Genomic DNA, 22,491 nt, shown 5'->3' with positions numbered 1-22,491 from the left:
AATCTCTCGATTGTGGCGGAGGGCATGGCGTGTGGTGGAGGGGGTGGCGTGTGATGGAGGGGATGGAGACGCAAGCCGATTGAGATCCGGCCAAGGAGCTTGGCTGTGACAGCCTCCAAGGCTTCTTCATCGCCAAGCCGGTGTCGGTGCGACTCGCCTCGTCGGGCTTTGCCGCTGTCGCTCAGAACAGCAGGTGGCCGTGGATCTGAGCTGGCGCAATGCCGACTCTGGAACGAATCGATTTGCGCCGGCCCTTGGGCTCCGAATGGCTAACGAGCCGCGCGGTAGCCGTCCATCTCTTCCAGCGAAAGTTGGCGCGCCTCCTCTTCGAGCATCACCGGAATGTCGTCGCGGATGGGGTAGGCGAGCTGCGCCGACAGAGAGATGAGTTCTGCCCGGTCCCGATCGAAGATCAAGGGACCCTTGGTCACGGGGCAGACGAGGATGTCGAGTAGCTTCTTGTCTAGCATGGCTTGATTGCTCCGCAGAGAGTTCTATGTGTGCTCAGTGGGGAGTTTAACCTAGAACCAGCTGGCGGCCGTCAGCTTTCAGCTCAAAGCTTTGTATTGGCGAGGCTTTTTTGCGTTTTCGCAAGCGCAGCTTGGCCGTGCTGGTCTTGGCTGTTGGCGGACGGTCGATGAGCGGGTGTTTCCAAGGAGTTCAGCGTGTTGCCTTCGTTAAGAACATCGGCCGGTCCGTCGCTTCGTGGTCGTCTGGCTGCCCTGGTTGCGGTAGCCGCGCTCGCAGCCATTGCGGCCGGTCTCTGGCAGCTCGCTGCCACGACCCAGGGCCTGGAGGTAAGGAGGGTGGAGATCGGCAACCTTCCGCTGACGGTCTATCGGCCGCGCCAAGCCTCTGCCGCCCCGGCGGTAGTGATCGCGCATGGATTTGCCGGATCCCAGCAGCTGATGCAGCCCTACGCGACCACGCTGGCGCGCAATGGCTACGTCGTGGTCACCTTCGATTTTCCCGGCCACGGGCGCAATGCGGATCCCTTCGTCTCGAGCCTGATGGATCAGGAGAAGCGGTTAGGCATTCTGCTCGCTGCCCTGCGGCCTGCCTTGGATTTGGCCTTGTCGGAGCCGGGGGTGGACGGCCGTCTCGCCCTGGTTGGTCACTCCATGGCCGGGGATGTCCTGGCGCGCTTTGCCCAGGCGCATCCGGATCAGGTCTCCGCCTTGGTTCTGCTGTCGCCCTACCTGTCGACGGATACGCAAACGGCCGAGCTTCACAATCTGCTGCTGATCTATGGCGCGCTCGAGCCGGAGATGCTGCATCAGCAGGGGCTGAAGGTCTTGGCGGAAGGGGCTGATGATCGGCCTGTCGAGCCTGGAGTGACGCTGGGAAGTGTGGCTGAGGGCAGCGGACGTCGCTTGCTGCTGGCCGAAGGCGTCGAGCACATCGGTGTGCTCTACGCGGGTGAGGGACTGCAGGCCGCGATTGAGTGGCTCGATCAGACCTTCGACCGCAGTGGTAGCGGCTTCATCGATGCGCGCGGTCCCTGGCTCGGCCTGCTCTACCTGGGGCTGCTCGGGCTTGCCTGGCCACTGTCGCGGTTGCTGCCCGTAGTCGTCGAGCGTCCAGCCGGTGCCGGGCTGCGCTGGCGGCGCCTGCTGCCGGTGGCGATTGCGCCGGCCGTGATGACGCCACTCATCCTCTGGAAGCTGCCGACGGACTTCCTACCCGTGCTGATCGGCGACTATCTCGCCTTGCATTTCGCGGTCTACGGAGCGATCACCGCGCTCGGGCTGTGGGCGATGCGTTGCGGTCCATTTTCTTCGGGTGAGGCTCGGCTCGGTGTGGTTCGGTTGGGGCACTACGCACTGGCGACCGCCATGACCGCCGCCTATTTCACCTTGGCCTTCGGGCTCTCCACGGACACTTTCGTCACGGCCTTGCTGCCGGGTGTCGCGCGCATCTGGGTGGTGATCGCGATGCTCGGCGGGACGCTGTCCTATTTCATGGCGGACGAGTGGCTGACACGCGGCGAGGGCGCGGCTCGGGGCGGCTCGGTCTTGACCAAGGTGCTCTTCCTGCTTTCCTTGCTCCTGGCGGTCATGCTCAATCTCAACGAGCTGTTCTTCCTGATCATCATCGTGCCGGCGATTTTGGTCTTCTTCGTCGTCTACGGGCTGATGAGCGCATGGGTGTACGGTCGCACCCAGCATCCCTGGGTCGGGGCTGTTGCCAGCGCGATCGCCTTTGCCGTGGCGACGGCCGTGACCTTTCCGCTCGTTGAGCCTTGACTCGTCCAGGATGATCGCCATCAGATAGCTGAGGGGAAGGGCATGATGTTTGGCAGGCCGGGCCTGATTCCTGGGTCAGCCTTGACCTCTGCGCGATCCTGTTGCGGGTCCTTGAATCAAGCCTCCTGCCGCAGGAAGCTGAATTGCGCAGGCTGATTAACTCAGTGTTTGCAGGGTGAAGAAAAGTTGATCGCGCATGACCTATATTCAAGATGGGGTTTGGCGTAAGATGCGGGAACCGCTGCGGTTTGCTGGAGTCGTTGGCAGAATCACGACCTGCGTTCGTAGCGACCTCTGAAGGACAAAGCCTCCCAGCGCGGAGCGAATTAAGAAACCTAGGCTGCTGTTCTACCGACCGACCGGAGGAGTATCAAGATGGTCGCTTTTGCACAATTACATGCTCAGAACCATAAGATCACTGAGCTATCCAACGTCTTTCTCTATCTCGTCCGTGAGCGCTCGATGTGCGACACCGATGTCGCCTGCGACGTCTTCTTCGACCTCACCAATCGGATTCGCGAGCACATGGAACTCGTGGATCGCGATATCTGCGGCGCACTCATTTCGTACCCGGACCAGAAAGTCAAGAACACCGCCAACCGCTTCTTGTCGGGATCCACTGAGATCAAGCGCATCTTCGGGGCTTACGTGAAGGAGTGGTGCTCTCAGAAGCGTCATGCGCTGACCATTAGCGACTACACCTCCTTCCTGCAGGATACCGAGCAGATGTTCGCCTTGGTCATGGACAGGATTCAGCGCGAGACGGAGCATCTCTATCCCTTGCTCCGTAAGGTTGAGGGTGACGATGACAAGCAGGTGGCTTGATCGCGGTCGCCAGTCAGATGCTGGCGCCGGGCAGCTTCTTGCTGAATCCGCAGACTTAGAAAGCGAGCGAATTCGCCGTGACCCAGTCGGCGCCTACTAGGCGCCGACGCTTGTCTCAGGCACCGGCCTCAGCTCGTGTGCCTTCCGCTCCCGACTCCGCGTAGCACCATTCCACCGCGCTCGCGCCAAGGACCGCATCCGCGTCCACCCGACAGCCGACAACGCCTTGGAGCGAAGGCAGCTCGAACATGGGGCGTTGCAACAATGCCTCCAAGACGCTGCGCAGGCCGCGTGCACCCGTCCCCCGATCGATGGCTTTGTGCGCGATGGCAGTGAGTGCGTCAGCGGAAAACTCGAGCCCGACGCCCTCGAAGTCGAATAGCTGCTGATACTGCCGCACGAGCGCATTCTTGGGCTCGGTCAGGATACGGACGAGCGCGGCCTCGTCGAGGTCGTGGAGGCCGACGATGACCGGGAAGCGGCCGATGAACTCTGGGATGAGGCCGAACTGACGCAGATCGTCAGGGTGCGTGTCGCGGTAGAGATCGGGATTGCGCTTCTCAGTGCTGTCGTCAGCCCCCAGCTCGGCGTGGAAACCGATCCCGGATCCGTCTTCTTTGCGGCGTCGCTTCAGCACCTTCTCCAGTCCGGCGAAGGCGCCTCCGACCACGAACAAGATGTTGCGGGTGTCGATCAAGGTGGGCTCGTTGCCGTCCTTGCGGCCTTTGGCACCGAGCTTCACTTGGGTGCCCTCGACCAGCTTGAGGAGCGCCTGCTGTACGCCCTCGCCGGAGACATCGCGCGTCCCGTGCGCGGTTTCGCCCTGGCGTGCCAGCTTATCGACCTCGTCGATGTAGACCATGCCCCACTCGGCGACCTCGCGGTTGCCGTTGGCGGCGTCCAAGAGGCGGGCGAGAATGCTCTCGACGTCCTCGCCCACATAGCCGGCCTGGGTGAGGGTGGTGGCGTCGGCGATCACGAAGGGGACGCCGACGATGCGGGCCAGCGTGCTCGCGAGCAGCGTCTTTCCCGTCCCTGAGGGGCCGAGGAGCAGGATGTTGGATTTGTCGATCTCGACGCGATCCTCATCCTCGAGTGAGCGCTTGGGGTTGCTCGCCTCCACGGCGAGACGCTTGTAATGGTTGTAGACGGCGACCGACAGGGTCTCCTTGGCGGCCTCCTGACCGATGACGTAGCGGTCTAGGTGCTCCTTGATCTGGATCGGCTTGGGCGGCGACTTTAGCGGTCCGGTCAGCGCGCGTGCGCGGCCCCAGCTGCTGATGACTTGATGGGCCAGGCCGACGCAGGCCTCGCAGATGTGACCCTCGATGCCCGCGATGAGCGGGGTTTCCGGGGCTTGCCGCGCCCCGCAGAAAGAGCAGCTGTGGACCTGGTCATTCATGCCGTCGAGACCTCTGTTCGCGGTGGTGCCTGTTGCTGGAGCGCTGCGAGCCAGCGCTTCTGACAGTCCTTGCTCTGGCGGGCGGCCAAGATTGCGTGGATCCTGGTGCGCGCCTGATCGAAGGTGACAGTGGTGGCCGGCTCGGCCGTTTCACAGAGCAGTAGGTGAAGGCCGATCTCGGATTCGACGACCTCACTGATCTGCCCTGGTTCGAGCGCGAAGAGCGTCGCGTCCAGCTCTGGGTAGAGCTGCCCTCGGGGGAGGGTGCCGAGCTGCCCCTGCTGCATGGCCGTGGGACACTCGGAGTGCGCTTGCGCGAGCTTGCCGAAGTCTTGTGGGCGCTTCTTCAAGGTTTCCGCGATCTGATCGATGCGCGCGCGCGCGGCCTCGCGACCGTTCTCCGCATACTCCTCATTGATGGTGATGAGGATTTGGCGCGCGCCGCGACGCTCGGGGGCGATGAAGCGCTCATGGTGCAATTCGTAGAAGAGGCGCTCGTCGGTCTCGGTGACCGGCTCGGCACGGCTGCCGATCCGCTGCATGACGGCGTCGAAGACCAGCTCGCGGCGCAAGGCGTTACGCAGCGTGGTCTCTTCCAGGCCGTTGGCGTTCAGCTCGGCCGTGAAGTCGGCTGTATCCAGGTAGCGGTCGCGGATCTCGGCGACGGCCTCGTCCAAGCGCCGCTCGGGAATCAAGGTATCCCGTGCCTCGCTCGTCGACAGCACCAGGCTCTCCAAGGCGAAGGTCTGCTGGGCCTGCTGCTCGACTTGCCGCAGCTGCGCCGCGTCCAATCCGGCGAGTCCGCTCTGAAAGCGCTCGGTGGCGGCGCGGAGCAAGTGGTAGCGGTACTCTGAGCTGGGCTCTTCTTGGGTGGCTTGGGAGAGGCTCATGGTCATAGTGCCGGGCTGGTTGTTTGTCTAGGAGGCTGCGCTGGACCCTGCGGTCTCGTCTTGAGGCGGCTCCGTGAGGGCCGTTTCCGGGACGATGAGCGTACTGCGATCGGGGAAATGAACGTGATAGGCCACGCCCCCCGGGTGGTCGCGCAGGACGCGGATGACCTCGCCGACCTCGCCCGTTTCCACCATGACGCGCCCTTGGATACCGAGTGGCTGGGACGCGGCGACACGGTCGCGGAACTCGAAGCGGCTGGGGGTCCAAGGCGCGTCGACGGGTTGGAGTTCTTCCTCGCGGCAGCCGATGATGCGGTCGCTGTCGAGGAAGTGCACGGAGTAGATGATCTGGTCCTGCAGGAAGGTGCCGACGTCCTTGACGTAGCCCGTGCTGCCCCGCCGGATCAGCAGGGTGCCCGTGGGCTCGCCAGGAAAGGTCCCGTCATTGCGCACGTTGCGCAAGACGCGGACCTCGTCGCCGTAGTCATACTGCGGGCGCATTCGGGACTTGCTCCATGAGGTCGCTGAGCGGCACAGCGACTTGCTTGGGCTCCTTCATGGTGAAGACGCGGAAGACCTTTTCGGTGGCGGCGTCCGAGGTGACGAAGTCTGTGTAGGCCGCCTTGAGCAGGTCTGCATGCAAGGCCCATTTGGCGTCGGGACTCGCGGGCATTTCATCCACCTGCCCCAAATAGTCGTGGAAGCGCTGCAAAATATGCAGGCGATTGACTTGCACGATGCTGCGCTCGTAGTCGATGTCGAAATACTCGAGGAAATCCTCGGCGCTGGAAAGCTCGCTCAGATCGAGTTCGAAGTCTTCGTTGGTCATGATCGCCTCCGGGTGGTCGATGAAGTTATCGGGTTCAGTTGTCACCCCCAGGGGGTGGATGCGCGAGAGCCAAGTCCACCACAGTGTCTTTGCTGCCGATTCGGTGGACTGCACTGCCTTTGTCCAGATCGCTCGGCTTGGCGTCTGGCTCGTCCGTTTGGCGTCTTGGTCGTCAACCTCGGAATCTCATCGGCCCAGGAAGCGCACGTTGTCGCCGGCACCGGCAATCTGCGCTTCGGCGACGGCACTGCGCGCCATGGTCAGCAGCTCATTGATGCCAAGCCGATCGCTAGTGTCGATCTCCGCGAGCTTCTCAAAGCGCTCCAAGGCCTCCGCCGGTCGGCTCAGTCGCATGAGGAGATAGCCGGCCCCCTTGAGCGCGAGAAGCAGGAAGCGTGTCAATGACATGGAGACCTGCACGGAGCGGCCCAAGTCCTCCTCGGTTAGCTCGGACCACAGCGCCGTGATGCCGAGGCGTTCTGCGCTGAGCGCGATGGCGCGATCTGCGGTGATGAGGGAGTCCTGGTAGCGGTGCTGATAATAGAAATAGCGATAGAGCGCGACGAGCACGGTGAGATGCTGGGGCTCGAGGAAATAGGCGTGTAGCAGACTCAGCTCGGCACCTGGCTCGCCATAGCGGCAGGCCGCGTCGGCGAGCAGCGCCTCGACCTCCGGGCTGACCGGTTCGTCGAAGTACATGTCCTCGCCACTGAAGTCCAGCAGATCCATGGCTTCAGACCTCCGCCGCGCTGGTGGGCCGAGTGGGCGGCTCGCAGACCTGGATGGCCTCGCAGCTCCCGCATTCGTCCTTGGGCTCGGTGCCGCCCGGCAGGCAGCCGTGAATCCCGATTTCTTGCTCCAGGTGGCGGATACGCTCCAAGAGGCAGGAGATGGCCCCGGCGACCGGGTCCGGAATGAGGTGATGATCGAGATCGATGCCGTGCGGCGTGAGGTTGTGCGACTTGCGCGACTTGACCACCTTGGCTGGGATGCCGACCACCGTGCTGTCGTTCGGCACATTGCCGATCACCACGGAGTTGGCCCCGACCTTGACGTGCTCGCCTAGCACCACTGGCCCAAGGATCTTGGCGCCGGCACCGACCACGCAACCGTCTCCCAGCGTTGGGTGACGCTTGCCCTTGCGCCAGGAGGTGCCGCCCAGGGTGACGCCATGGTAGAGGGTGACATCGTCGCCGATTTCCGCCGTCTCGCCGATCACCACGCCAGCGCCGTGATCGATGAAGAAGCGGCGGCCGATGTCGGCGCCAGGATGGATGTCGATGCTGGTCCAGATACGCGCGATGTAAGACATGAAGCGCGGCAGCCAGCGCCAGCTGCGCCGCCACAGCGGGTGTGCCAAACGATAGAGGATCACGGCGTGGACGCCCGGGTAGGTCGTGTAGACCTCGAAACGGGTGCGCGCGGCAGGGTCGCGCTCGAAGATGCAGTCCACGTCCTCGGCGATGGTCGACCAGACGCCTGGTCCGGTCGGTCGCTCTAGAATGGCCTCGTTCATGTTTGGGGTCTCCCGCACCGACTACTGGAGCAGTGCTGCCTGTGGTTGGCCGATCTCGGTCAGGAAACGTCTGAGGTCGCCTGTTTCCGGGCTGCGCTTGGTCTCGGTGACGAAGCGCCGCACCAGGGGCAGCACGCGCTCCGCCTGGTCGGTGTCGAGCTCGAAGCGCAGCAGCTCCGAATAGACTTGCTGGACGGCGCGCTTGCCTGAGTGCTTGCCGAGCACCATGCGGTGTGTGCGTCCCAGCTCAGCGGGATCGACGCCCTGGTAGTTCAAGGGGTCTTTCAGCAGCCCGTCGACGTGGATGCCGGCCTCATGGGTGAAGGCGCCGATCCCGATCAGGCTCTTGTGCCAGCAGACGGGGCGGCCGGAGGCCTGGGCGACCAACTCTGAGAGGTTGTCGAAGCGATGCAGGTCGATGCCGGTCTCGATGTGGTGAGCGTGCCTCAGCCCCATGACCACCTCTTCCAGCGGCGCATTGCCGGCGCGCTCGCCGAGCCCGTGGACCGTGGTGTTGACGTGGGTCGCGCCGCCGCGCACGGCCGCCAGGGTGTTGGCCGTTGCCATGCCCAGATCGTCATGGGCATGCATCTCGATTTCCATGTCGACGATGGCGCGCAGGTCGCGAATGCGCTCGAAGACGCCGAAGGGGTCCATGAGTCCGACGGTATCGGCGAAGCGGAAGCGGCGGGCACCGGCCTCTTGAGCGGCCTCGGCGGCCAGCCAGAGCAGCTCGGGGTCGGCGCGGGAGGCATCCTCGGCGCCGACACAGACCTCAAGCCCGAGTTCTTGGGCCGCGCGCACCTGGGTGCGAATTTGCTGCAGGACCCAGTCGCGATCGCGTCCGAGCTTGCGTGCGATCTGCTGGTCCGACAGCGGGATGGAGAGATCGACCATGTCGACGCCGAGGTCGCGGCAGAGCGCCATGTCTTGCGGCAGCATTCGGGTCCAGACCATCAAGCGGGCGGACAGCCCCAGTGCCGCGACGGCGCGGATGGATTCGCGCTCTTCCTCGCCCATGGCCGGGATGCCGATCTCGAGTTCGGGGACGCCGAGCGCGTCCAGACCGCGCGCGATTGCCAGCTTCTCCGTCAAGGAGAAGGCGACGCCGGCCGACTGCTCGCCGTCGCGCAATGTGGTGTCGTTGATGGTGACCGTGCTCTGCTTCATCGCCTTGGCTGACTCCTAAGTGCCCTTGTCAAGTGTTAAGCAAAGCCTGTGCCGCTAGCCTGAAGTCTTTTTTCTCAGTCGCTTACGATCGGGTATGTCGGAAATTGAGGGGTTTGCGACAAAGCGGTCGGCAAGCGCTTGTCGCGGAGATGACCAAGGAAAACACTCCTGGATCTTTGCGGTTGCGCTGCTCCTCTTAGGGCGGCCGACTGGCGAGCGATCAGGGCCTCGATCATCGGTTGGTCTAACCGCGCGATCGGTGGGAGCGGCGCTTTGCCTGAAGGATGCCCGGTGTCAAATCAACCGCTTGAGCGCTCCGATGATCAACGCCAAATTATGCTTGCAAAACAACAGACAGAAGACCATGCCAGGGTGCAGAAAAATACACCCTGGCGGCCCATCCCTCGACACCAGATTCTTGTAGCAAAATACGATGGTCAGACCTCTCAATATGAAACCGAAGATTGCCCACGCAGAAATACCAATGCGTCAGTTTCTCGCCCCGTTCCCCGATGATTCGGATTTTACCTGTCACAGACTGAACTTTTCTCTCTCGAAGCGTGCGATTCATCTGATGCCGGTAGTAAAGAATGAACGCCCACACGATCAGGGCGAAGAAAGCCGTGAAGCCAGAGTATATGAGTAAGGATTTGACACCCATGTTCTCGGTGCGAATCATCTCCGCTGAGAAGCCAAGCAAACCCAGCCCGAAAATAATTGCGAATGCAATCCATGCGAAGCGAGAATTGGCGTAGTGTTTACCTGTGATGCGAGCCTTCTGCGCTGCAGATATCTTGCCCATGCGATTGGCTTCAATATCTGCCGGTGAGAACTCAAATACTTCGGCTAAGATTGCTTGCTGGTCGGGTCTCTCATCTTGAGTCATATAGAAATGCCACTTCCTTGCAGGTGCGGAAATCAAAAAAGAGGACGGATTTATCTATGTGCGTAAATGATTTTTGATACCGGAGGTATCGAAAATAAATCTGTCCCCTTTTCTCCCTGTCCCCTTTTCTCCCTCATCTCTTTTCTGTCATCGGCCTTCCGGACCCTCTGGGTTGATGATCTCGATCAGCATCAGATAACTGGCGATCAGGAAGCAGCATGAACCAAGAAAGGTCGAGAGATTGCTGAGCATCGGGTTCTCGAAACCGGATTTGAAGCCGAACCAGGCGCAGAGAAAGAAGCCGATGGCGCCCAACAGATTGAACAAGCCACTCCACCAACCGAGCGTATCCCAAGCCGGTTTTAGCGCGCTCGGCTGCACTTCACGCATCGCCATCCAGGCTGCAATCATGAACCAAATGGCACCAATCATCTGCGGCAGCCAGAACCAAGCAAAGGCATCGAGATCGGGGTGGGTTGCCAATAGCGCGCCGACCACGCAGGGCACGAAGAAGATCGTTGCGCCAAGCAACTGCGCTAGATTCAGCCAATAACCCCAGTTGGCCGGGCGCAGTCCAAACCACCGAAGACGATGGTCGTCGGCGTGCAGGGGTCGGCTATGCCCGGCCTCATCATCCCGGAACAGCAACACATATCGCTGCGCGTTCAGCACCTCCAACCAGGAAAGATAGGCGCCGATCAGAAAGATCCCGCCACCGAGCACCGCTGTCCAAATGGGCACATCGGTCTTGATGGCCGGCTCATCGGAAAACGGCAGAACGGTCACCAACCCGTTGATGAGCCAAACAAGACTGCCGAGGGTAAAGACTGCTGCCACCCACCAGGAAAGTGATCGCCACTGAACTGCCAGCAAGCGATACTCTGCCCGAGCAGCCTTGGCCCCATCGGCCGTCTTCAGTGGGTGCGAACGCTGTTTTCGATGGTTGCGCGCGTTCCAACGCAGCTCGATCCCTTCTTCCGTATCACGAAAGACATGCTGAAACGAGCATGCCGCAGCCGTGTCGAAGCGGCGCAGCTCACGCACTGGGGGCAAGGCTTGTTGCGGAACAATCACTAATTGATGTTTGTTCAGCTGTTTCACTCATGATTTCTCTGACCAGAAGCTTCGGATCCGCACCATCTTCTCTGCCTGACTCCGGCACCGGCTGCGCCGAGGCTTTTTTGGGGGAATCTGAGTAGCGTCTGGGCTGGGTTTAGGGACTCTTCTCCGGTTGCGCCGTCTTAGCCGATGAGCGCTGCCAAATCGACGCAGTGTCACCGAACTGCCCCAGCCAGAGCATGATGGGCACCACGGCCGGCATGATCAGAAAACCCAGTTGGTAGGCTAAGGCCAACGCCTCGTAGCCCCAGGGCGAAAAATCCAAGGCGGAGGTGCCTTGCTCACCCAGCTGGAAGGCGATCACTTTGAGGATTTCGGTGCTGATCCCAAAGACCTGAACCATCGTAAGGATGAGCATGCCGAGCAGCCAGCGCATGAGTTTTGCCGCCTCATCCGCCGGCGTTGCGATGACCAGGGCCGTATAAAAGGGTACGCAATAGCCGTACTTGAGCGGATTGAGGTCGAACAACAGCTCACCCGCTGGCGCGCCTTGCGCCGTCGGTACCTCAATGAGCGTGAGCACGGTCAATGCGTTGCCATGACGGACAACGCCATCGATGACATCCGGGAACAGGCTCGATAGCAGTGCGCTCTCCAGACTCGCGAGGGGCACGGCAAAGATGATGGATGAGAAGTACCAGACTCCGAAGCAGACGGGCAGCCAGAATAGGGTGTGGAGAATGAATGGGCGCAGTGACTTCATCTCAGCCGTCCAAGTTGCTGGCGGGTATCGCGGCGGTTGTTGACGCCTCGCGTTTCGAAAGCCAGCGCAGCCAGAGTAGGAAGACCACGAGGACATCCAGCATGATGAGCGCCTGCCAGATGTAGAGGTGCGCCCATTCGAAGAGGGTCTGATTCCACTGGCCAATGTAAAAGAGCGTGATGATGCGAATCAAGTTGAGGCCCTGCACCGTCACCAGTCCCACAGTGATCCCCGCGAGCTTCTCCTGCCAGGTCGCTGGAAACGCCAGCATGGCCGCCAGCAGCACGATACCGGCCTCGACACCATTGCATCCGGCCTCGATGGAGACTGCAAATCCGCTTGAGGCATCCCAAATAATCTTGCCTTGCGCCAGGACCTCTGCATCCCACGCCTGCATCAAGAGCGCACTCGCTCGCGCGATGACTGAGGTGAAGGGCATGACGAAGACGCTCTGGACGATGGGCGTCAGTTCGGCAGCAAACGGGACGACAACCAGTAGGGTAAAAATCAGAAAAAAACGGGTCATGGGTCATCCCGTGGGCTTGGCGTTTTCTCGGCTCAGGCGGGTTCTCGGTTCGGTGAAGCAGACTCAGGTGAAGGCGTGCGACCTTGCCGGAATTCGACGCTGCTGCCCTGAAATTCGCTTGAGCATCTGTAATGCTGGTCAGCGCTCATTATCTTCCGTTTCGGAGTTCGAAATCAGCCGCGAATCGTAAATATTCGGTCAGACCGGCGTCGACCATCGTATCGCTCACTCGGTTGGTTGGCATCCTGTGTCCGTCAGGCCGTGCGACCTGGGAGTGCCGCTCCGACTGCGCGGCTGGACCAATGGGTGTTCAAGGCCGGCTTGCGGAAGCGGGTGGCGGCTCATGGAGCGGGGTGTCCGCGAGTCGAACTGGTTCGGTGACCGACTCGGGGAGATTCGCGAGAAAACATGCTTGGCTCGAGCTTGAATGCGCGGCGGCTGGTGGCGAGTTGCGCTGTCGCGGGTCAATGCGAGGCGAGGAGTCGCTCCTGCAAGTCGGCGATCAGGGACAGGGCCTCATCGAGATCGAAGACATCGACGAGCGCGGCGATGGCGCTGATGTCCGACTCCAGCGCGCTGCCAGCCACTGCTGTCTGTAAGTCCTTGAGCAAGGGTCCCACCGGACCCAGGTCGCGCTCCAGCGCGTCGGCCAGCAGTCTCAGGTGCTGGTGCAGTTGGACTGGGTCGGTTGGCGCGGGAATGTGCACCTCAGCGGCGGCGAGCCCGTCGATCTCTCCGATCAGGGTCTGCAGCCGGGTCTGTAGTGCTTGCAGGTCGGCAGCACTCGGCGGAGTCCCCTGCTTGAGCTGCGCATCAATGTCGGCCACCTGGGCGTAGAGCGCGGTCGCGCCGAGGTTGCCGGTCACACCCTTGAGCGCATGGGCGTAGGCTTGAGTCGCCTGGATGCCCTTGTTTGCGAGGAGTCGCCGCAGCTCAGCGGCCGCGTCGGAATAGCGCTCGCGAAACAGCCGTAGCAGCCGGCGATAGACCTGAGGGCTGCCGCCGACGCGCAGGAGTCCCTCTGGTGCGTTCAGGCTGCTGAGCCCGAGCAGATCGGGCGGAAGGGTGGCCCCGAAAGCGCCGCTGGCGGCTGCCCTCGCGGGCTCCGCTGCGAGCTGAGTTGGTCGATGCAGCCACTTTCTTAGAACAGCGGTTAGGTGCGTGGGCGCGACGGGTTTGCTGATATGGTCGTCGATGCCTGCTGCCCGGCTGCGCTTGATGTCTTCTGGCATCGCCATCGCAGTCATGGCGATGATCGGCAGTGTGCCGAAGCGCTTGCCGCCGGGTGCCTCGGCCATGGCGCGGATGCGGCGCGCCGCCTCCAGGCCGTCCATCACCGGCATTTGGATGTCCATGAGCACGGCGTCGTAGCCCTGCGCCCGCACCCGCTCGAGCGCCTCCTGGCCGTTCACCGCCGTATCGACCGAGATCCCCTCTCCGCGCAGGTACTCAGTGGCGATCTCGCGATTGATCTCATTGTCCTCGACCAGCAGGACGCGCGCGCCCTCCAGGTGTGCCGGTGTGCCGGCCTCCCCGGGGCTTGCAGGCGACTCCACCGTGCTCGGCCGCTCAGCCTGGCTGGGGATCCCCAGCGGCAGGCTGAGACCGAAGGTCGTACCCTGATCGGGCCGCGATTCCACGACCCAGAGGCGCCCTTTCATGAGTTCGACCAGGTTCTTGCTGATCGCGAGTCCCAGCCCGGTGCCGCCGAAGCGGCGTGTGGTTGATGATTCGGCCTGAGAAAATTCCTGGAACAGATGGGCCTGCACCTCGGGCGTCATGCCGATGCCGCTATCACGCACGCGGACCTCGAGGGTCAAGGCGGTCGCGCTGACCGCAGTCGCGCGGAAGCTTAGCTCGACCTCGCCCTGCTCGGTGAACTTGAGGGCATTGCTGCACAGGTTGAGCAGAACCTGACCGATGCGCAGGGGGTCGCCCAGCAGGGTCTTTGGGATGCTGGCCTCCCGATGGATCAGAAGCTTGATGCCCTTGCGCTCCGCCTGGTCGGCGATGGCGTCGACCAGGTGCCCTAGCAAGGTATGGAAATCGAACTCGACCCGTTCGATCCCCACTTTACCGGCCTCGATCTTCGAGAAATCGAGGATGTCGTTGATGATGCCCAGCAGAGACTCCGCCGCACCTTGCGCCCGCTCCAACTTGCGGCGCACCTCTGGCTGGAGGTCGTGCCTGAGCGCGAGATAGAGCATGCCGAGGACGGCATTCATCGGCGTGCGGATCTCGTGGCTCATGTTGGCGACGAAGGCGCTCTTGAGACGGGTGGCCGCTTCGGCCGCCTCCTTGGCCAACGCGAGTTCTTGCGTGCGGGCGGCGACGCGCTCCTCCAAGCCGGCATTGAGGGCGCGGATCTTGGCCTCGGCCCGCTTCGCCGAGCGCAGGTCGACCACCACCAGGCAGCGCAGACCGCCTGCGCCTGGGGGCAGGCGGCTGAGTGAGAGGCGCGTGGGGCGTGTCTCGCCGTCAGCGGCGCGCAGCGCGATTTCGGCGTTGGCGTCGTCTGGAGCGCTGATCAGCGCCTCGAGATGCGCCCGATCGGCGGCGCTCGCCAGCTCGGTAAAGGGCAACCCGACGGCCTGCAGGCGGTCGAGTCCGAGGAGCAGTGCAAAGGCCGGGTTCATGTCGCTGAGGCGGCCTTGCGTATCGAGCGTCACCGCGCCCTCGTTCATGGCCTCGAAAAAGGCCTGCAGATGCCAGTCTTTGCCAATGTGCCGCACCTGGCCGTCGCTGCCCACCAAGGCGTCTACGGCGCCGCTCTTGAGGGCCTCGATCAGTGCCTCGGCATCGGCCAGGCGACGTCGCAATGCCTCGACCTCGGTCGTCGACAAATCGGATTCTGGGTCCGTCATGGCACCTCCAGCGGTGCTCAGGTCTCTTTCGGCCGGAAATCCAGGCCGATGAGGACTCGCTCGGTATCGGACAGATCACCGATGACCCTGAGTGAGGGCGGGGGCAGGCGTCTGATCAGCGTGGGAGCGGCCAGGATCTGATCGCCCTCGGCCAGTTCGGGTTGCTCGAGCAGGTCGATGACCTCGATCGCATGGCGTCCCGGCAGGTGCTCTTCACAGATGCGCCGCAGATTCGCGATCGCCGCGCGCGAGCGCGTCGTCCCCCCGGTGACATAGAGTCTGAGGTGATACTTCTCGTCCGGGTCGGGCGGTGTGACGGGATCAGGGCTCATTTGGGATCCCCCTTGTCGCTCTTGTCGCTGCGCCGCGTGGAGGCAGCGTTAAGCGCCTGGGCTTTGGCCGCCTTGTCTGCGGCCTCGGCCGAGACGTCGGCTTCAAGCGCGAACATCTCGTCCTCGAATTCGGCCCGCAGTGCATTGATCCGCGCCTCCATCAGCGCGCGCTTGCGCTGGATCAGCGCCTGACGATGCGTCTCCTTCTCGGCGCTTATCTTCTCACTGCTTTGCTCCAGGGCTTCCTGCAGCGCTCGCGCTGAGCCGGTGAGCAGTTGGCCGGCTTGATCGACGTGAACATCGATCAGCTCGATGCCGGAGGCCGTCATGATGAACTCGCGCACCTGGTTGGAGTGGGCCATGCCGCGCGACTTCATGACATAGAGCGTGCGGGTGCGCTCGCCGGCCTGCTCCAGGTTGCGCACGAACAGCCAGGTGTCCATCAGGGAGGACATGCCGGCGTCGCGATAGGTCTGTGAGGTGGCGTCGCCGTCGTGCGTGAGGCTGGTGACCAGGGTGGTGATCCCCGCTTGCTTGAAGAGATCGAGTGAGCGTATCAGCAGCGTCTTGACCTCGTGCGTTTCAGCGCCCACTTCGAAGGCGCTGATGGGGTCGATCACGACCAGTCGCGGCGTGGCGGCGAGCATCAGACGGTGCATGATCGCCAGATGCGTTTCCAGGCCGCAGCTCTGCGCCCGCGTGGCGTGGAAGTGCAGTAGGCCGGCATCGATCCAGGGCTGCAGATCGATGCCGACGGAGCGCATGTTACGGACGATCTGCGAGGGGGACTCCTCCATCGCGACATAGAGGCAAGGCTCGCCGCGGCGGCAGGTGGCCGCGATGACATGAGCCGCCAGGGTGGACTTGCCCGTGCCGCTGGTGCCGCTGATCAGAATGGAACTGCCGCGGAAGAAGCCCTCGCCGCCGAGCATGGCATTGAGACTTGGCACGCCGGTCGAGATCCGCTCCTCGGAGGCCATGCTGTCGAGCCCGGCTGAGCTGATGGGCATGACGACAAAGCCCTCGTCGCCGAGCAGGAAGGGATATTCGTCTGCGCCATGTGCCGAGCCGCGATACTTCACGATGCGCAGGCGGCGGGTGGCGATCTGGTGGTTGACGCGATGGTCGAGCAAAACGACGCAGTCGGAGATGTATTCCTCAAAGCCGTGGCGGCTGATGCTGTCGATGCCGCGCTCGCCGGTGACGATCGCCGTGACGCCGCGGTCCTTTAGCCAGATGAAGAGGCGCTGAAGCTCGGTCCGCAGGATGTGCTCCGAGGGCAGGATGGCGAAAAGGTTTGCGATGCCGTCGAGCACCACGCGCTTAGCCGCGACGGCATCGATGGCCGCGCCAATTCTTATGAAGAGCGGTTCGAGGTCGAACTCGCCGGCTCCCGTGACCGAGCAGGGGCTCAAGGGAACTGACCTGAGGGCGAGGCGTCCGGCGGCCTCGAATGCCCTGAGATCGATGGCCAGGGAGCCAAGATTCGCGGCCAGCTCGTCGACGGACTCCTCGAAGGAGACGAAGACGCCAGCCTCGTCGTCGCAGTTGATGCCGTTGACCAGGAACTGCGAGGCGAAGAGCGTCTTTCCGCTGCCTGCGCTGCCGACGAGCAGCGTCGGACGGCCTCTCGGCAGTCCGCCAAGGCTGATCTCATCGAAACCGGCGATGCCGGTGGGGCATTTTGCGATTCCCGATGGCTCGGGCGGTCTGGTGTCCTGCATGTCAGGTTTCCGATGATGTTCCCGCGCCCTTGCGGTGGTAGCACTGGACATGGTGGGCCGTGCTGTCATCCGGGTCAGTCAGGGCCGCGGTCTTCAAGGCCCCTTCTCCTCGAACGCGCTGACCAAGCGAGCGTCCTGGAGAGACACCGCATGCCTCGGGCCCTGTGCGGCTCAGGTCATTTCCAGGAAACAATCGAGCCGAAATGACGGTCACCAAGGATGGGCAAAGCCCGCTTGATGCGGTCCATTCGCGGCGCGGCTGTTCAAAGGATGCGCCCACTTGTGCTCTGCCTCTCGCAAGACGGGCGCGTCCGCCAAGTCTCCTGACCAAGCCCGATTCCGGGGCGCGGATCTTGCTTCGCCGAGCGCTTGCCGTTTCTGAGGCTCTTCAATCTCCGACATTTGCCTAACGCCTGACGAGATACTTCCCCGCACTGACGCAACCCAGCGGGATGACGACCAGCGTCAAGAGGGTGGAGACCAAGACCCCGAAGAGCAGCGAGATCGCCATCCCTTGAAATATAGGATCTGTCAGGATAACACTGGAGCCGGCCACCAGGGCGAGCGCCGTGATGAGGATGGGGCGCGTGCGTGCCTTGCAGGCGTTGATGACGGCCTCGGTGACACTGCGCCCCTGGGAGACTTCGTCGATGGAGAAGTCCACCAGGAGGATGGAGTTGCGCACGATGATGCCCGCGAGCGCGATGAAGCCGATCATGGAGGTGGCGGTGAAATCCGCGCCGAGCAGCCAGTGACCCGGCACGATGCCAAGCAGTGTCAGCGGGATGGGCGCCATGATGACGCCGGGTGTGACGAAATTGCCGAACTCGGCGACGACGAGCATATAGATGAGCACCAGGGCGACCCCGAAGGCGAGGCCCATGTCGCGGAAGGTCTCGTAGGTCACGGTCCACTCGCCGCCCCACTCGAAGCCGGATTTCCCATTGTCCGGCGGTGCGCCGCTGAACATGGTGCCGGACAGGGTGACACCGTCCGGGGTGCGGTAGTCGACCAGCTTCTTCTCCATTTCGAGCATGGGATAGAGCGGGGCGCCCAGCTTGCCGACGGCGTCGCCGACGACATACTCGAGCGGGCGCAGGTCTTTGTGATAGACGATGGGGTCCTGCTGCGTCTTGACGAAGCTGCCGAGTTCCGTCAGCGGGATGGCGCGGCCGTCCGCCGCCGGGATGGGCAGATCCGCGAGGCGGGGCAGGTTGGCGCGCACGGCCAGCGGGACCTCGATGGTGATGAAGGTCGGCTCCAGTAGGCTGCCGCGCTTGACGTCGCCGGCCTTGAAGCCACCGAGCGCCATGTCGAGGTTGCGGATGACGGTGTCGACCGAGATGCCGAGCCGCACCGCCTTCTCTGCGTCGACCTCGAAGCGCAGGACTTCATAGGGCTCCTGCATGTAGTTGTCGACGTCGGCCAGGCTGTCCACCTCTTCGAACATGCGGGTCATGTCCGTTGCCACCTGGCGGCGGGTCTTGGCGTCCGGTCCGTAGATCTCGGCGACTACCGATTGAAGGACGGGCGGACCCGGCGGCATCTCGACGACGGTGATGCGGGCACCCTGGTCGCGGGCCAGCGGCGTCAGCAACTCGCGAACCTCAAGTGCGATCTCGTGACTGCTGCGCTCGCGTGCGTGTTTGTCCGTGACCTGGATCTGGATCTCACCCTGCCAGGGTTTCTGGCGCAGGTAGTAGTGGCGCACCATGCCGTTGAAGTCGAAGGGCTTGGCGGTGCCGGCATAGGTCTGGATGGCAAGCACCTCGGGGATCTCGCGCACCTGCTCGGCGAGCATCCGGGCGGTGTTGACCGTCTTGCCGAGCGCTGTGCCCTCCGGCATGTCCAGCACCACGCTGAGTTCCGGCTTGTTGTCATAGGGCAGCATCTTGAAGGCGACCGCCTTGGCGTAGAAGAGGCCGCAGGACAGGAAGAAGGCGCCGATGAGGCCGATGAGGAAGGCATAGCCCAGGGGCTTGCGCTCGATCAGCGGAATCAAGAGTCCGCGGAAGAAACCTTCCAGTGTCTCGGCCGTCTTGTGCTCGCGCTCCTCCGCCTTCTTGATGGCGGCAAGGCCGGGCTTGATGCGCATCGCCAGCCAGGGCGTGAAGGCGAAGGCGGCGAAGAGGGAGAAGATCATGGCGGCCGAGCCCAGCGCCGGGATGGGCTCCATGTAGGGTCCCATGAGGCCGGAGACGAAGCCCATCGGCAACAGCGCCGCGACCACGGTGAGGGTGGCGATGATGGTCGGGTTGCCCACCTCGGCGACGGCGGCCACCGCAGTGTCCGTGTCCGTTTCGCCCTTCATCAGCCAGCGGCGGTAGATGTTCTCGATGACGACGATGGCGTCGTCCACCAGGATGCCGATGGAGAAGATGAGCGCGAAGAGACTCACGCGGTCGATGGTGTAGCCCAGGATCCAGGCCGAGAACACGGTCATGAGCAGCACCACGGGGATGACCAGGGTGACCACGATGGCCGGCTTGATGCCGAGTGCCAGCAGCACCAGCAAACTCACCGCGCCCGTGGCCACGAACAGCTTGAAGATCAGCTCGTTGACCTTGTCGTTGGCCGTCTGGCCGTAGTTGCGCGTGACTTCGATCTGCACGTTGTCCGGGATCAGCTGCCCCTTGAGCTGCTCGACCTTGTCCAGGATGGCGTTGGCGACGGTGACGCCGTTGCTGCCCTCTTTCTTGGCGAGCGCGATGGTGACGGCCGGCATGCCGTCCGCCTCAGCCTCGCCGGGGTAGCTCGGGCCTGTGTAGTAGTTGACCTGCTGGCGGTACTCCTCCGGCTCCAGGCTGACGCGCGCGACGTCACGGATGTAGATGGGCGCACCATTGTAGGTGCCTAGCATGAGACGCTCGACGTCCGAGGCGTTCTCCAGGAAGGAGCCGGTGTAGACCGTGAGGTGGCGCTCGTTGGCCTCGGCATCGCCGGTGCGGCGCTCGGCATTGGCAGTCTTGATGGTGTTGGCGATATGGTCGAAGGTGACGCCGAAGCCGGCGAGCCGCTGGGGCTCGACCTCGACACGGATCTGCTCGTGACGGCCGCCGACCACGAAGCCCTGACCGGCGTTCGGGATCTGCGACAGGCTCTGGAGCAGCTTGGTGCCCAGTGCGCGCATGGCGGCGTCGTCCAGCACGTCGGACCAGAGCGTCAGTGTCACGGCTGGCACGTCATCAATGCCCTTGGGGCGGACGACCGGCGGCAGGGCACCCGGCGGTAGCACCTGTTGATTGGCTTGGAGCTTGTCGTGGACCTTGACCAGGGATGGTCCCATCTCCTCGCCGACCTTGAAGCGGACGGTGATGATGCCCTGCTCGCGCTCGCTGGCGGAGTAGACGTGCTTGACGCCCGGGATCTCCGACAGCAGCCGCTCCAGGGGCTCGACGGCGAGGCTGCCGACCTGCTCGGTGGAGGCGCCCGGGTACTGGACGAAGACGTCGACCATGGGCACCGAGATCTGCGGGTCCTCTTGGCGCGGGGTCGACATAAGGCCGAGGATGCCCATGGCCAGCATGGCGAAGAAGAGCAGGGGCGAGAGCGGCGAGTGGATGAAGGTCCGCGCGGTCAGGCCGGCGAGGCCGAGCTTGGGCCCTCCCTCCGCAGCGGTATGGCTGGTGCTGTTTGACATGACTGTGTCTCTAGGCTGGCTGCATCTGCGCAGTCAAAACAGGGCGGGCCAAGTCTCGGCTCAGCCCGTGCTCGTCTGGATTCGGCATGAGCGAGGCGGGTGCTCAGTCGGCCTCCGCGGGATTGAGCAGGACGCGCTCGCCACCCTGGAGCCCGGTCAGAACGCTGACCCTGTCGCCATACTGCTCACCGAGGCGGAGCAGGTGCAGGCGTGGTCGGTTCTGAGCATCGAGGACATAGACCATGGGCAAGCCGCCGCGATAGACCAGGGCCGAGATCGGGATGGCCGGGGCCGAGCCCATGTCGGACTCTGGCTGTGGGATCAGCACCTCCGCGTACATGCCGGCCTTGGCGGGTGCGCCTTCCTGCAGATCGAGCTTGACGCGGACCGTGTGACGGGTCGGGTCGGCCATGGGAAAGACTTGGGCGACCCGTGCCATGACGACCGTCTGGTTCGGGTCGTCCAGCTTGACCTTGGTCACGAAGCCTGGCGTCAAGGGGGCGGAGAGCCGGGTCGGAACGTCGGTCTGCAACTGGAGGTGGTTCATGTCGGCGAAGCTGAGCAAGGGCTGCCCAGGCTGGACAGTGTCACCCGGATTGACATGCTTGTGCGTGATGTAGCCGTCGAATGGCGCGACGCTCTTGACGTCCTCCAGCTTGGCATCGACCTCGCGCAGCTGCGCCTGGGCCGTGACCACCGCGCCTTGTGCCTGCTCGATCTGTGTTCTGTACTGATGCAGCGTGGCCCCCCGGGTCACGCCCGTCTCGCGGTCGCCGCCGAAGAAGGGCATGGGCATCATCTGGCTCATCATGTTGCCGCCCTGCTTTGGACTGGGCTCCTCACGCTCGCGCTGATATTGGACTTCGGCATTGCGGACCGTCGCCTGGGCGTTGGCGATGGCCGCAAGCGCGGCCTGGCGCTGGGCGCGCAGCCCGGCCTCGTCGAGTTCCGCGAGGGTCGTTCCGCGCTTAAAGAAGTCGCCCTCGTTGCCGGCGATCATCTCGACATTGCCCGACATCTGTGCGGTGAAGGTGATCTCCTCCAAGGGGACCACGGTGCCGCCGACCGTGGTATTGCCGCCGAGATTGTGGCGCTCGACCACCGCCCAGCGCGGGCTTTCGTTCGCGGGCGGGGGGATCATCTCAGCAACCGGTGCCGGTGCGCCCTCAGGTGCCGGGGAAGCTGGCTCCTGTGCCGCGACGAGCCCGAATAGAGAGGCTCCGCCAGCGGCCACGATTGCCGAGGCGATGAGTAATCTGTGAGGCATGGTGATCACAACGTCCTCCAAGGGTCTATAGAGCTGCGGTACCGCGATTCGATTGGCCGCGGAACGGGAGGGGTAACCGAGCGTCCGCCTCCCGGCGAAGGGCGCGAAGGATAGCATAAGCAGGGGATTGGTCGGATCCGACGCGGCTGACTGGTCAGGTGCCGAGCGCGCGGTTGGGGCAGGCGATGATCGCGGCCCGACAGGCCATTGCGTGCGCTGGGAGGCTGCAGCCAAGGGTCATTTGGCCCAATGGTCATTTGGCCTCGTATACTCGCTATAGCAATAAAATGCGATTTTTATAATTACTATATTGCCGATCGCTTGTAGTCATTTTATTTGATAACTAGGCATCCTTGTACAGTCAAAGCTTTGGTTGTGCGGAGACAAGAGCAATCTCTGTCTAGATGTTATATTAAATGGCCATAACCGGTATTTATAAAAGTCAAGAGCCTATTTCATATTATGTATCATTGTTAATTTTCTGAGCAGGATAAAGCGGAGATCAACCAGGCGCGGTTTCACGATCCGGTTCCTTTAATACGAAAACGCATG

The 22,491-nt window shown here is 63.0% G+C and carries 19 protein-coding genes; 2 read left to right on the top strand and 17 right to left on the bottom strand.

The genetic code is table 11. The features are described from left to right. Nucleotides 1-269 precede the first annotated feature (269 nt). Nucleotides 270-470: a Trm112 family protein gene (locus G3480_RS04290; RefSeq protein WP_164652440.1), complete on the bottom strand. Its 201-nt coding sequence runs from the start codon at nt 468-470 to the stop codon at nt 270-272. 195 nt (nt 471-665) lie between these two features. Here G3480_RS04290 and G3480_RS04285 point away from each other — a divergent pair, with 195 nt between their 5' ends. Both G3480_RS04285 and G3480_RS04280 read left to right on the top strand, forming a co-directional pair. Beyond that, nucleotides 666-2,246 carry an alpha/beta fold hydrolase gene (locus G3480_RS04285; protein ID WP_164652439.1) on the top strand — a complete coding sequence of 527 codons (1,581 nt, stop codon included), beginning with the start codon at nt 666-668 and terminating at the stop codon, nt 2,244-2,246. A gap of 375 nt (nt 2,247-2,621) precedes the next feature. Continuing rightward, nucleotides 2,622-3,071, top strand: a complete 450-nt coding sequence (locus G3480_RS04280; protein ID WP_164652438.1) for a hypothetical protein — start codon at nt 2,622-2,624, stop codon at nt 3,069-3,071. A 115-nt stretch (nt 3,072-3,186) separates the two neighbouring features. Here the strand turns inward: G3480_RS04280 and clpX are convergent, their stop codons facing one another. From clpX to G3480_RS04200, 16 genes are all read right to left on the bottom strand, one after another. Beyond that, nucleotides 3,187-4,473, bottom strand: coding sequence for an ATP-dependent Clp protease ATP-binding subunit ClpX (gene clpX / locus G3480_RS04275; protein ID WP_164652437.1), 1,287 nt, complete (start codon nt 4,471-4,473; stop codon nt 3,187-3,189). After that, on the bottom strand, nt 4,470-5,363 hold the full coding sequence (nifM, locus tag G3480_RS04270) for a nitrogen fixation protein NifM (RefSeq protein ID WP_164652436.1): 894 nt from the start codon (nt 5,361-5,363) through the stop codon (nt 4,470-4,472). The genes clpX and nifM overlap by 4 nt, the downstream gene beginning before the upstream one ends. A 27-nt stretch (nt 5,364-5,390) precedes the next feature. Further along, nucleotides 5,391-5,864: a nitrogen fixation protein NifZ gene (locus G3480_RS04265; RefSeq protein ID WP_164652435.1), complete on the bottom strand. Its 474-nt coding sequence runs from the start codon at nt 5,862-5,864 to the stop codon at nt 5,391-5,393. Then, nucleotides 5,848-6,192, bottom strand: coding sequence for a nitrogenase-stabilizing/protective protein NifW (gene nifW, locus G3480_RS04260; RefSeq protein ID WP_164652434.1), 345 nt, complete (start codon nt 6,190-6,192; stop codon nt 5,848-5,850). The genes G3480_RS04265 and nifW overlap by 17 nt, the downstream gene beginning before the upstream one ends. A gap of 186 nt (nt 6,193-6,378) precedes the next feature. After that, nucleotides 6,379-6,921, bottom strand: a complete 543-nt coding sequence (locus G3480_RS04255) for a hypothetical protein (protein ID WP_164652433.1) — start codon at nt 6,919-6,921, stop codon at nt 6,379-6,381. A gap of 4 nt (nt 6,922-6,925) precedes the next feature. Beyond that, complete coding sequence (gene cysE, locus G3480_RS04250) at nt 6,926-7,708, bottom strand: serine O-acetyltransferase (RefSeq protein WP_164652432.1); 783 nt, start codon at nt 7,706-7,708, stop codon at nt 6,926-6,928. 21 nt (nt 7,709-7,729) lie between these two features. Beyond that, a complete protein-coding gene (gene nifV / locus G3480_RS04245; RefSeq protein ID WP_164652431.1) occupies nt 7,730-8,878 on the bottom strand; it encodes a homocitrate synthase in 1,149 nt (382 codons plus the stop codon). A 334-nt stretch (nt 8,879-9,212) separates the two neighbouring features. After that, nucleotides 9,213-9,764 carry a hypothetical protein gene (locus tag G3480_RS04240; RefSeq protein ID WP_164652430.1) on the bottom strand — a complete coding sequence of 184 codons (552 nt, stop codon included), beginning with the start codon at nt 9,762-9,764 and terminating at the stop codon, nt 9,213-9,215. 147 nt (nt 9,765-9,911) lie between these two features. Further along, nucleotides 9,912-10,865 carry a hypothetical protein gene (locus tag G3480_RS04235; RefSeq protein ID WP_164652429.1) on the bottom strand — a complete coding sequence of 318 codons (954 nt, stop codon included), beginning with the start codon at nt 10,863-10,865 and terminating at the stop codon, nt 9,912-9,914. 112 nt (nt 10,866-10,977) lie between these two features. Further along, nucleotides 10,978-11,586, bottom strand: coding sequence for an exosortase H-associated membrane protein (locus G3480_RS04230; RefSeq protein ID WP_164652428.1), 609 nt, complete (start codon nt 11,584-11,586; stop codon nt 10,978-10,980). A 1-nt stretch (nt 11,587) separates the two neighbouring features. Next, nucleotides 11,588-12,112 (bottom strand): exosortase H, encoded by a 525-nt coding sequence (xrtH, locus tag G3480_RS04225; protein WP_164652427.1) that lies wholly within the window; start codon nt 12,110-12,112, stop codon nt 11,588-11,590. Nucleotides 12,113-12,576: 464 nt separating this feature from the next. Further along, on the bottom strand, nt 12,577-14,976 hold the full coding sequence (locus tag G3480_RS04220; RefSeq protein ID WP_164652426.1) for an ATP-binding protein: 2,400 nt from the start codon (nt 14,974-14,976) through the stop codon (nt 12,577-12,579). 17 nt (nt 14,977-14,993) lie between these two features. After that, on the bottom strand, nt 14,994-15,308 hold the full coding sequence (locus G3480_RS04215; protein ID WP_164652425.1) for a circadian clock KaiB family protein: 315 nt from the start codon (nt 15,306-15,308) through the stop codon (nt 14,994-14,996). After that, on the bottom strand, nt 15,305-17,032 hold the full coding sequence (gene kaiC, locus G3480_RS04210; protein ID WP_164652424.1) for a circadian clock protein KaiC: 1,728 nt from the start codon (nt 17,030-17,032) through the stop codon (nt 15,305-15,307). Before kaiC ends, G3480_RS04215 begins: the two co-directional genes overlap by 4 nt. A 406-nt stretch (nt 17,033-17,438) precedes the next feature. Next, entirely contained in the window at nt 17,439-20,672 is a 3,234-nt protein-coding gene (locus G3480_RS04205) for an efflux RND transporter permease subunit (protein ID WP_164652423.1), read from the bottom strand. Nucleotides 20,673-20,775: 103 nt separating this feature from the next. Continuing rightward, nucleotides 20,776-21,939, bottom strand: a complete 1,164-nt coding sequence (locus G3480_RS04200; RefSeq protein WP_240905578.1) for an efflux RND transporter periplasmic adaptor subunit — start codon at nt 21,937-21,939, stop codon at nt 20,776-20,778. Nucleotides 21,940-22,491: the final 552 nt, after the last annotated feature.

It is taken from the genome of Thiorhodococcus mannitoliphagus (assembly GCF_010915725.1).
Lineage (GTDB): Bacteria > Pseudomonadota > Gammaproteobacteria > Chromatiales > Chromatiaceae > Thiorhodococcus > Thiorhodococcus mannitoliphagus.
The sequence above is the reverse complement of the archived record's forward strand: the minus strand, read 5'-3'. Positions and strand labels throughout refer to the sequence as shown.